Genomic DNA, 11,846 nt, shown 5'->3' with positions numbered 1-11,846 from the left:
CAAAACTAATTGTTGAAATTTTTACTTGAGATTTTACTCTTTTATCTTTTAAAGTATTGATTTTTTCTCCTATATCATATACCTTATTAATATAGGTGAATAATTGTTTTAGGTAACTTTTGTTCATCCTATCAGCATCCTTTTTTTAATGTGTTTGTGGTAAAACTATTATAAAAAGGATGCTTTTATTTTGCAAATTTTTTCTCTGTAGTTTCCAGCAAAAATCGGAAAATCTCAAATTTTTAGTGCTTATTCTGAAATTCTTATAAATCAACGGACTATCGCCCTAAAAAATTTTCAAGTGCTAAATTTCTGTGTATTTACATATGTTAATAAATAATCTACATCTATGTTAATCTTGTGGATATCTTTTTCAATTTTGTTGATTATCAATATTTTTTTTGATATTATTATATAAACATGTGGATTATTTATTAACAATCAATAAAATTATACACAATGTGTGGATAATTTTGTGTATAACTTTTAATTTTGTGGATTATATTTTTTTAAATTAGAAAAGTACTATATTTATATTCCACATTAATTTTTTTACATCTTGTGGACAAACTCCAAATTTATATTTTGTTTATTATTTATAATATATCTATCTACATATTATTCACACCTATATATTTTCCTTGTGAATAAATAATATTCATTTGTACTAAATTATTATATCATTTTTCTGTGGATAAAATTGTGTATATTTTGTATTATTTGTTTTGAATATGTCTATAATCCTATATGGATAGGAGGAATATAAATGAATCTGAATTTAGATGATATTTGGAATGATACCCTAAAATTAATTAAAACAGAATTGACAGAAGTTAGCTTCAATACTTGGTTTAAAACTATAGAACCTTTAACTATAAATGATAATCAAATACTATTAGGGGTTCCAAACGAATTTACAAAAGGTATATTGGTAGCCAGATATCTAATTTTAATCAAAAATGCTATCAAACAAATTACAAATAAAGATTTCGATATTAAATTCATAATCCCCGGAGAAGAAATAACAGACATTGGACAAACCATACAAAACGAAATAAATGATAATTCTACTTCAAGAGCACAATTAAATCCTAAATATACATTTGATACTTTTGTAATTGGTAACAGTAATAGATTTGCTCATGCAGCATCTTTAGCAGTAGCTGAAGCCCCTGCTAAAGCATATAATCCTCTTTTTATCTACGGAGGGGTTGGGTTAGGTAAAACCCACCTTATGCATGCTATTGGACACTATATATTAAATCAAAATCCAAAAGCCAAAGTAGTTTACGTTTCATCTGAAAAATTTACAAATGAATTAATTAACTCTATCAGAGACGACAGAAATGTTGAATTCAGAAACAAATATAGAAATGTCGACGTATTACTTATAGACGATATACAGTTTATAGCTGGTAAAGAGAGAACTCAAGAGGAGTTTTTCCACACATTCAATGCTCTACATGAAGCTAATAAACAAATTATTATCTCTAGTGATAGACCTCCAAAAGAAATTCCTACGCTAGAGGATAGACTAAGATCAAGATTTGAATGGGGCTTAATTGCAGATATACAACCACCTGATTTAGAAACTAGAATAGCTATATTAAGAAAAAAAGCAAAAGTTGAAAACATACATGTTCCAAACGATGTAATGCTCTATATAGCAACAAAAATACAATCTAACATTAGAGAACTTGAAGGAGCATTAATAAGAATCGTAGCTTACTCCTCTTTAACCAATAGAGAAGTAACAGTTGATTTAGCTACTGAAGCCTTAAAAGATATAATTTCTAATACTAAACCAAGAGAGATTAATGTAAAGTTAATAAAAGAGATAGTAGCTCAAAACTTCAACGTAAAAGTTGAAGATTTTGACTCTAAAAAAAGGACAAGATCAATAGCATATCCAAGGCAAATTGCAATGTATTTATGCAGAGAATTAACAGATTTGTCTCTACCAAAAATAGGAGACGAATTTGGCGGTAGAGACCATACAACAGTTATACACGCATATGATAAGATTTCATCTGACATAAAGAATAATTCTGAACTAAAACTAAAAATTGAAAACATTATAAATGAAATAAAAGGCAAATAATCAACATCTTATTGTTAATAAGCTGTTAATATAATGTTAATAATAACTTAAAATTTTTTTGTCTGTTAATATGTTTATAATTAAGTTTTTTTAATAACAATTTATCAACAATTATCTTTTTGTATTTTTAGTCTATTTAATTAGTTATCCACATATTAACTTCACCTATTACTATTACTATAAGTTTAGTATTTATATTTTATCTAACCACTAAAAAGGAGGTTATCCACAATTGAAAATAAAAGTTTCTCAAAAAGAATTAAATAAGTGCATAAATATTGTTCAAAAAGCAATTACATCAAAAACAACTTTACCTATACTAAACGGAATTTTACTTGAAGCTGAAAATGATGTTTTAAAACTCACAGGTACAGATTTAGAAATAGGAATAGAATCAAAAATAAATTGTGAAGTAATAGAAGAAGGTTCTATAGTAATTGCATCAAGGCTTTTTGGGGATATAATTAGAAAATTACCTGATTTAGAAGTTGAAATTGTAACAGATGAAGATAATAATGTCCATATCACATGTGGAAATTCAAAATTTAATATTATCGGGCAACCTTCTGTAGAATATCCACAGTTACCAGTTGTAAACGATGATATTAGTCTAAATATACCTAAGGACCTTTTAAAAAGCATGATTAAACAGACAATATTTGCAGCTGCACAAGATGAAATAAAACCAATACTTACAGGTGCTTTATTAGAAGTCAATAATAAAAAGGCAACACTTGTAGCACTAGACGGTTATAGACTTGCAGTTAAAGAAATTAGTGTAAATAGTGATAACAATATAAAGGTTGTAATACCTAGTAAAACACTTAACGAGGTTAGCAGAATACTTGACGATGATGATTCAGATGTTATAATAATGTTTACTTCGAGTCATGTGCTTTTCGATTTCGGTGAAACTGTCATAATATCAAGACTGCTTGAAGGTGAATTTATAAATTATCGTGATATAATAAGAAATGAGTATAAATCAAGAGTCAAAGTAAATACTAAAAGTATACAAGAAAGTATTGAAAGAGCTTCGTTACTTGCAAGAGAAGGAAAAAATAACCTTGTTAAATTTACTATATCAGATGAAAAGATGACGATAAGTTCTAATTCTGAAATAGGTAATGTATATGAAGAGTTGCCTATAGACCTTGAAGGAAACGATATTAAGATAGCATTTAACTCAAAATATATGTTAGATGCATTGAGAGTAATAGATAACGAAGAAATAATTATGGATTTTGAAAGTAATGTAAAACCTTGTATAATGAGGCCTTATGAGGATAACAGCTACACATATTTAGTTCTACCAGTCAGATTAAATGAAAATTACTAAAATTTAAGACACCTAATTTAAGGTGTCTATTAATTTTGAAGGAGTTGATAGTATGAAAAAGATAAAAATATATACTGAATATATAAAATTAGATCAGTTACTGAAATATGCAAATATAGCTGAAACTGGTGGGCATGCAAAAATTTTAATTAAAAACGGCCAAGTCAAATTGAACGGCGAAATTGTTCTTCAAAGAGGCAAAAAAATAAAGAAAGGAGATATAATAGAGTTATCTTATGGTGAAAGCTATATTGTAGAATAAATAAAGATGTTTCTTTTTTAAAGGAGTGCTTTATGTGCATATAGAAAATATAAAACTTATAAACTATAGAAATTATGATAAATTACAAATAAAATTAAATAAGAAGTTAAATATATTCATAGGGAATAATGCACAAGGCAAAACTAACCTTTTAGAATCTATATATATATGTGCTTTTGGCAAATCGTACAGAGCTGCTAAAGAAAAAGAACTGATAAAGATAGATAAAGATAAGGCCTATATAGGTATAAATGTTAGATGGGATTTTATCGACAAATTCATAGAAATTAAGTTTGAGAAAAAAAGACCAAAGAGAATCAGAATTAATAAAATAGAAATCGATAGAATGTCTGACTTATTTGGTAATCTGAACGTTGTTTTATTTTCTCCTGAAGATTTGAAATTGGTCAAAGAAGGTCCAAGTAATAGAAGAGAATTTTTAGATACTGAAATATCCCAAATAAAACCAAAATATCGTTATAATATTAATAGATATAGTAAAATACTTAAACAGCGAAATAATCTTTTAAAATCTGTCCAAATAAATAATAATAAGCTTAAAACTATAGAAGTTTGGGACATGCAGTTAGCTGATGTAGGTTCTGAAATAATCAAAGAAAGAATAGAATTTATAGAAAAAATATCTAAAATATCAAAAAATATACACAAAAATATAACTGATGGAATAGAAGAATTAGAGCTTAAATATATGCCATCTTTTAATATAGATTGTGAATTGAGTAAGAAAGAAATAAAAGAAACTTTTATAAAAGTTTTAAATAAGAACTTATCAAAGGATATAGAAAAAGGTACAACGGAGTTTGGTCCACATAGAGATGATATAAAAATAAATATAAATGGATTAGATGTAAAAACGTTCGGTTCTCAAGGTCAACAGAGAACGGCTGCGCTTTCAATGAAATTGGCGGAAGTAGAATTAGTAAAGTCGGAAATAGGAGAATATCCTGTTTTATTGCTTGATGATGTTTTATCAGAATTAGATCTAAAAAGGAGAAAATTTTTATTGTCGGCTTTTAAAGATATACAGACGATAATTACAAGTACGGAGGATATAGATGTTCTAAATATTAGTAAAGAGGATAAGAAGGTATTTTATGTATCAAAGGGAAATATAGTAAATGTTTAGTGAAAAAATTAAGTTGAATAATACATCTGAATAATATATATTATAAGATTGTAGTTAATTTGTGCTTTTATCACGTTTATATTAGGGAGGAAAATAATAGATGTTTTTACATTTAGGCAAGGATTACGTAATACCATTAGAAGATATTATCTGTATAATTGATCATAAGTCTTTGAAATCGAAGGATACAAGAGAATTTTTTAATATAGCTGAAGAAGAAGGATTTATAGAAAATATTACAGATAAGAAAATAAAGTCTTATATAATCACAGAAAAAACTTATATAGATAAAAAAAGTAGTAGTAAAATAAGAAAAAGTATTATATATTGTTCTAACATTTCTTCTACTACTCTAAATAAAAGAGCTGGACTTCTCAAATAGAGATAAGGATATATATTTAATTCATATTAGAAAAAACTTGAGTAGATTGGAGGCTATTAGATGGCTGAAGTACAAAGGGAAAGAAATTATGGTGCACAGCAAATACAAGTATTAGAGGGATTAGAGCCTGTTAGAAAAAGGCCAGGTATGTATATTGGTAGTACTGGTTTAAGAGGATTACATCATTTAGTTTATGAGATTGTTGATAATAGTATAGATGAAGCATTAGCGGGAGTCTGTGATACTATTAATGTTATAATAAACGAAGATAATTCAATAACCGTAGTCGATAACGGTAGCGGTATACCTGTAGAGATACATCCTAAAACGGGGAAGTCTACTGTTGAAACTGTACTTACAGTTTTACATGCTGGTGGTAAATTTGATAATAGTGCATATAAGGTATCTGGCGGGCTTCATGGTGTTGGAGTTTCAGTAGTTAATGCACTATCTGAATGGTTAGAGGTTATAGTTCATAGAAATAACAAGATATATAAACAGAGATTTGAACGTGGAAAGCCGGTAACAGAATTAGAAGTAGTAGGTGAAACAGAAGGAACGGGAACTATTATAACATTTAAACCCGACTATCTAATATTTGAAGATGTAAATTTCAGATACGATACTTTAGAACATAGACTGAGAGAATTAGCATTTTTAAATAAGGGAGTTGCAATTACAATTGAAGATAAAAGACAGAATAAAAAGAAAAAGTTCCATTATGAGGGCGGAATAAAGGCTTTTGTAGAGTATTTAAATAGAAATAGGACACCTATACATGATAAAGTAATATATTTTGAAAAAGAAAAGGATAACTGCATTGTTGAATTAGCTATGCAGTATACAACTGATTATAGTGAAAATATATTCAGTTTTGCCAATAATATTAATACTCATGAAGGTGGTACTCATCTAAGCGGATTTAAAATTGCATTAACAAGAGTTATAAATGACTATGCAAGAAAAAATAATTTATTGAAAGATAAAGATAGTAATTTAACAGGTGAAGATATTAGAGAAGGCTTAACTGCTGTACTTTCTGTTAAACTGCCAGACCCTCAATTTGAAGGCCAGACTAAAACTAAACTTGGAAATAGCGAAATGCGAGGAATAGTTGAAAGTTTAGTTTCCGAAAATATAATTAGTTTTCTAGAAGAAAATCCAAAGGAAGCGAGATTAATAGTAGATAAAGCCATAAAGGCAGCAAGGGCTAGAGAAGCTGCTAGAAAAGCTAGAGAATTGACTAGAAGAAAAAATGTACTTGAGAATTTATCTCTACCTGGAAAACTTGCAGATTGTTCGGAGCAAGATGCAGCAAAATGTGAAATATATCTGGTAGAGGGTGATTCGGCAGGCGGTTCAGCTAAACAAGGTAGAGATAGGAGAACTCAAGCTATATTACCTCTTAAAGGTAAAATAATGAACGTTGAGAAAGCTAGATTAGATAAAATATTGAATTATGAAGAAATAAAAGCGATGATTACTGCTTTTGGATGTGGAATTGGTGATGATTTTAATCTTGAAAAATTAAGGTATGGTAAAATAATTATCATGACTGATGCCGATGTAGACGGTGCTCATATTAGAACTTTGCTATTGACATTTTTCTTCAGATATATGAAACCTTTAATCGAGCAGGGACATGTATATATTGCTCAACCACCTTTATATAAAATTAAAAAAGGTAAATCGGAATACTATGCTTATAATGATAAAGAGCTTGAAAAGATATTAAGTGAGATAGGTAGAAGTGGGTACAGTATACAAAGATACAAAGGTCTTGGAGAAATGAATCCGGATCAGCTTTGGGAAACTACAATGAATCCAGAGAAAAGGATTTTGCTTAGAGTTAGTATTGATGATGCAGTTGCGGCCGATGAAATATTTACTACACTTATGGGAGATAAGGTTAAACCTAGAAGAGAATTCATAGAAGAAAATGCCAAATATGTACAAAATCTTGATATTTAATGAATATGAAAATAATTATTCATGAGGAGGATATGGATGAATAACGATAAACAGAGGATTATCCAGGTAGATATAAAGGATGAGATGAAAAAATCTTATCTGGATTATGCTATGAGTGTAATTGTAAGTAGGGCACTACCTGATGTACGAGACGGGTTAAAACCTGTTCATAGAAGAATTCTTCATGTTATGAATGAGCTTAATTTAACACCGGACAAACCTTTTAGAAAATCTGCACGTATAGTTGGGGACGTACTAGGTAAATACCATCCACATGGTGATAGTGCTGTATATGATGCGATGGTAAGAATGGCCCAAGATTTTTCAACAAGATATCTACTTGTAGATGGTCATGGTAACTTTGGTTCTATTGACGGTGATGGTGCTGCTGCAATGCGTTATACGGAAGCTAGGATGTCTAAAATAGCAACAGAGATGTTGAGAGATATAAATAAAGATACAGTTGACTTTAGACCAAATTTTGATGAAACTTTAAAAGAACCTAAAGTACTGCCTAGTAGATTTCCAAATCTATTAGTCAATGGTTCTTCAGGTATAGCTGTTGGTATGGCAACATCTATACCGCCTCATAATTTAGGAGAAGTTATAGATGGTATAATCATGATGATAGATAATCCTGATGTAGATGTAGATGAACTAATGGAAGCTATTAAAGGGCCTGACTTTCCAACAGGTGCAATTATAATGGGGCGAGAAGGAATAAAAGCAGCATATAGAACGGGTAGAGGAAAGGTTATCGTTAGAGCCAAAACTCATATAGAACAATTAAACAAATCAAAGACAAGAATAATCGTTACGGAATTACCATATCAAGTAAACAAAGCAAAACTTATAGAAAAAATAGCATCATTGGTTAGAGATAAAAAAATAGAAGGAATATCCGATTTAAGAGATGAGTCCGATAGAAATGGAATGAGAATTGTTATAGAATTAAAAAGAGATGCTAATCCTAATGTAGTTTTAAATAATCTATATAAACATACTCAGCTGCAAGATACATTTAGCATAATTATGCTTGCTTTAGTTGATGATCAGCCTAAAGTTTTAAATTTAAGAGAAGTAATAAAACACTATTTAAATCATCAAAAAGAAGTTATAACAAGAAGAACACAATACGATTTAAATAAAGCTGAAGATAGAGCACATATCCTTGAAGGTTTAAGGATAGCTTTAGATCATATAGACGAAGTTATAAACTTAATCAGAAATTCTAAAACGGTAAATGAAGCAAGAGATGGATTAATGAATAAGTTTGGACTTACAGAAAAACAAGCACAGGCTATATTAGATATGAGATTGCAAAAATTAACTGGATTAGAGAGAAATAAGATAGAAGAAGAGTATGAAGAATTGATTAAGCTTATAAATAAATATAGAGAAATATTAGCCGATGATAGGCTTATCTATAAAATAATTAAAGATGAATTGCTTGAAATCAAAGAAAAATATAATGATGAGAGAAGAACAGAGATAAGAGCTAGTATAGATGAAATAAGTATAGAAGATATGATAAAAGAAGAAAAAGTAGTTATTACATTGACTCATTTTGGATACATCAAGAGATTGCCAGAAGATACGTATAAAGCACAGAGAAGAGGCGGTAAGGGAATTACAGGATTAACAACAAGAGAAGAGGATTTTGTTGAAGATATTTTTGTTACTTCTACCCATGACAATATTTTATTCTTTACTAATAAAGGAAAAGTTTATAAATTAAGAGCTTTTGAAATTCCAGAGGCTAAAAGACAAGCCAAAGGTACTGCGATAATAAATCTTTTAAATTTAGATGTAAATGAAAAGATAACCGCTGTAATCCCAATAAAAGAATTTAATCCTGAAGATTATCTTGTATTTACAACAAAGAAAGGATTGATAAAGAAAACTGGATTAAATGAATTTGATAATATCAGAAAAAATGGTCTTATAGCTATAAATTTAAGAGAAGAAGATGAGCTTATAGAAGTGAGAAGAACAAATGGGGAAGATGAGCTTATATTAGTAACGGCTCATGGAATGTCTATAAGATTTAGTGAAAAAGATGTCAGAAATATGGGTAGAAGTGCAATGGGAGTAAAGGCTATTACGCTTAATGAGGATGATGAACTAGTAGCTATGGATTTAATCAAAGAGGGTAATGATTTATTGGTCATAACAGAAAAGGGTTATGGAAAGAGGACTCAAATTTCAGAATATAGATCGCAAAGTAGAGGCGGAAAGGGAATAAAAACTTATAATGTTAGAGAAAGAACAGGTAATATTGTTGGAGCAAAAGTCGTTAGTATTAACGATGAAGTAATGCTAATCAGTGTATCAGGTACAATAATAAGGCTGAAGGTGTCAGATATATCCCAAATGGGAAGAAGCACTCAAGGTGTAACTTTAATGAAAGTGTCTGAAAATGATAGAGTTGTATCTATTGCTAAAGTAGCTGCAGAAGAAGATGAGGAATAAGCGTGCATCATGCACGCTTTGTTTATAATTAAAGTTAAATGCTACTACTTTAAGAATATAAAAAATTATAATATACTATATTTATACAAGTTTAAAATTAACTTTAGATATTAAGGAGGAATATTATGGGGTTAGAGGTAAAAAAAGAATTCGATAAAAATAAGAATGTATGGATTCTTAAACCAATGGGTGAGATAGATATATATACATCACCAAGTTTTAGAGATATTTTACTTGAAATGATTAATGAAAAAAGTGTAGATGTAATATTAGATGGTGAAGGACTAATTTATATGGACAGTACAGGGTTAGGGGTATTAATCAGCGGATTAAAAAAACTTAGAGAAAAAGATAAAAATATAATACTAACTAATATAAAACCAAATATAAATAAATTATTTGATATAACAGGATTAAATAAAGTATTTATTATTAAGGAGTGAAAATTATGGTAGAAGCTGCTAACCAAAATAAGGGTGATATAATTAAGCTTACGATACCGGCAATGGCTGAATATGTTAGTGTAGTTAGATTAACTTCTTCGGCGATAGCTAGTAGAATAGGATTTGATATTGAAGAAATAGAGGATATTAAAGTAGCTATAGCAGAAGCTTGTACAATGATTATTAAAAATGGTGAAAAGCAAAACATAGATATTAATTTTGAAATATTAGCAGATATATTAAATATAAGTGTACAAGCTAAATATTTTGTATGTCAAGAAAGGGATAATAAAGTTTTTGATGTATATGACAATAAAAGTTTAAGTATTTTAATAATTGAATCTCTAATGGATAAAGTTGAATGTGAAAGTTGTGATGGAATAGTTTGTTTAAAAATGATGAAAAAATTAAGGGTGGATGTCTAATGAATGTACCTAAAAAATATTCAAATGATATTCCTAATGAGTATAAAAATATTGATAGTAAGACTTTATTTTCGATGTATAAAAAAAGCAAAGATTCTTCAATAAGGAATGAATTAATAGAAAGACATTTATATATAGCAGAGATATTATCTAAAAAATATGCGAATAAGGGAATAGATTATGAAGATATATATCAAGTTGCATGTTTAGCTTTAATTTATGCAATAGATAGATATGACGTAGATAAAGGATATGAGTTTTCGAGTTTTGCTACTCCAACTATTATTGGAGAAATAAAAAAATACTTTAGAGATAAAGGATGGGTAGTAAGGGTACCTAGGAGAATACAGGAACTTTCTAAAAAGATTAATAATGCTAAAGTTACTCTAACACAAAAATTGCAAAGAACTCCTACAGTGAAAGATATAGCTGAATATTTAATGTGCAGTGAAGAAGAAATATTAGAGGTTATGGAAGTAAGTAAAGTATATATGCCGCATTCATTAGATTTAACTTATGATTCCGATGATGATAAAGATATGACTCTAGGAGATTTAATAGGAGAAGACGATAAGTATTTTAATAAAATAGAAGATATAGATTTCTTACAGAAAGTGTTGGATAAATTAAATGATTTAGAAAAAAGAATTTTGAAAGGTAGGTATTTTGATAATCAAACTCAAAGTCATATAGCTAAGGAACTAGGAATATCACAAATGACAGTTTCCAGATTGGAAAAGAAGATTATAGAGAAATTTAGAAGAGAATTGGAAAAAATTAATATGTAAATAAATTATAATACTATTGACTAAATTAAAATTTTGTGGTAAATTATTCTTTGCCGTTGAGAAAAGGCAGAGTAAAAAAAGTAAAAAAAGTTGTTGACAAGGATAAAAAAATCTGCTATAGTATTAAGAGTCGGCGGCAAAAGTCGACAGAAAAATAGATTTGGTATTTGAAAACTGAACAGTGCGGAGCAGGATTCTTTTGAGTATATAGTTTTTATCTTGAGAGTTTGATCCTGGCTCAGGACGAACGCTGGCGGCGTGCCTAACACATGCAAGTCGAGCGGGTAGGTGCTTTAATGAACTTTCGGGGGATTTAAAGTACTGAAAGCGGCGGACGGGTGAGTAACGCGTGGGGAACCTGCCCTATGCAGGGGGATAGCCTCGGGAAACCGGGATTAATACCCCATAACACTTATGGACCGCATGGTGCATAAGTCAAAGCGTTTAGCGGCATAGGATGGCCCCGCGTCCCATTAGCTAGTTGGTGAGGTAACGGCTCACCAAGGCGACGATGGG

Annotated in this window: 10 protein-coding genes and 1 rRNA gene; all 11 read left to right on the top strand. The window is 29.4% G+C overall.

Annotated features, from left to right (window positions below):
• Positions 1-766: 766 nt before the first annotated feature.
• Positions 767-2,101, top strand: coding sequence for a chromosomal replication initiator protein DnaA (gene dnaA / locus BUB51_RS10110; RefSeq protein WP_035163915.1), 1,335 nt, complete (start codon positions 767-769; stop codon positions 2,099-2,101).
• Between the two features lie 232 nt (positions 2,102-2,333).
• Complete coding sequence (dnaN, locus tag BUB51_RS10105) at positions 2,334-3,440, top strand: DNA polymerase III subunit beta (RefSeq protein WP_073197526.1); 1,107 nt, start codon at positions 2,334-2,336, stop codon at positions 3,438-3,440.
• Between the two features lie 52 nt (positions 3,441-3,492).
• Positions 3,493-3,702: an RNA-binding S4 domain-containing protein gene (locus BUB51_RS10100; RefSeq protein ID WP_073197524.1), complete on the top strand. Its 210-nt coding sequence runs from the start codon at positions 3,493-3,495 to the stop codon at positions 3,700-3,702.
• Positions 3,703-3,736: 34 nt separating this feature from the next.
• Positions 3,737-4,849 carry a DNA replication/repair protein RecF gene (recF, locus tag BUB51_RS10095; RefSeq protein WP_073197522.1) on the top strand — a complete coding sequence of 371 codons (1,113 nt, stop codon included), beginning with the start codon at positions 3,737-3,739 and terminating at the stop codon, positions 4,847-4,849.
• 100 nt (positions 4,850-4,949) lie between these two features.
• Positions 4,950-5,231, top strand: a complete 282-nt coding sequence (gene remB / locus BUB51_RS10090; protein ID WP_035163907.1) for an extracellular matrix regulator RemB — start codon at positions 4,950-4,952, stop codon at positions 5,229-5,231.
• Positions 5,232-5,291: 60 nt separating this feature from the next.
• A complete protein-coding gene (gene gyrB / locus BUB51_RS10085; protein ID WP_073197520.1) occupies positions 5,292-7,202 on the top strand; it encodes a DNA topoisomerase (ATP-hydrolyzing) subunit B in 1,911 nt (636 codons plus the stop codon).
• 36 nt (positions 7,203-7,238) lie between these two features.
• Positions 7,239-9,674: a DNA gyrase subunit A gene (gene gyrA, locus BUB51_RS10080; RefSeq protein WP_073197518.1), complete on the top strand. Its 2,436-nt coding sequence runs from the start codon at positions 7,239-7,241 to the stop codon at positions 9,672-9,674.
• A gap of 125 nt (positions 9,675-9,799) precedes the next feature.
• Positions 9,800-10,117, top strand: coding sequence for an STAS domain-containing protein (locus BUB51_RS10075; RefSeq protein WP_073197516.1), 318 nt, complete (start codon positions 9,800-9,802; stop codon positions 10,115-10,117).
• 5 nt (positions 10,118-10,122) lie between these two features.
• Complete coding sequence (locus tag BUB51_RS10070; protein ID WP_073197514.1) at positions 10,123-10,542, top strand: ATP-binding protein; 420 nt, start codon at positions 10,123-10,125, stop codon at positions 10,540-10,542.
• Positions 10,542-11,330: a SigB/SigF/SigG family RNA polymerase sigma factor gene (locus tag BUB51_RS10065; RefSeq protein ID WP_073197512.1), complete on the top strand. Its 789-nt coding sequence runs from the start codon at positions 10,542-10,544 to the stop codon at positions 11,328-11,330. The genes BUB51_RS10070 and BUB51_RS10065 overlap by 1 nt, the downstream gene beginning before the upstream one ends.
• Positions 11,331-11,545: 215 nt before the next feature.
• Positions 11,546-11,846, top strand: a 16S ribosomal RNA gene (locus tag BUB51_RS10060); the annotation flags it as partial.

This window comes from Caloranaerobacter azorensis DSM 13643, assembly GCF_900129995.1.
Taxonomy (GTDB): Bacteria; Bacillota; Clostridia; order Tissierellales; family Thermohalobacteraceae; genus Caloranaerobacter; species Caloranaerobacter azorensis.
Note: the sequence above shows the minus strand (reverse complement) of the source record. Positions and strands in the feature narration are given on the sequence as shown.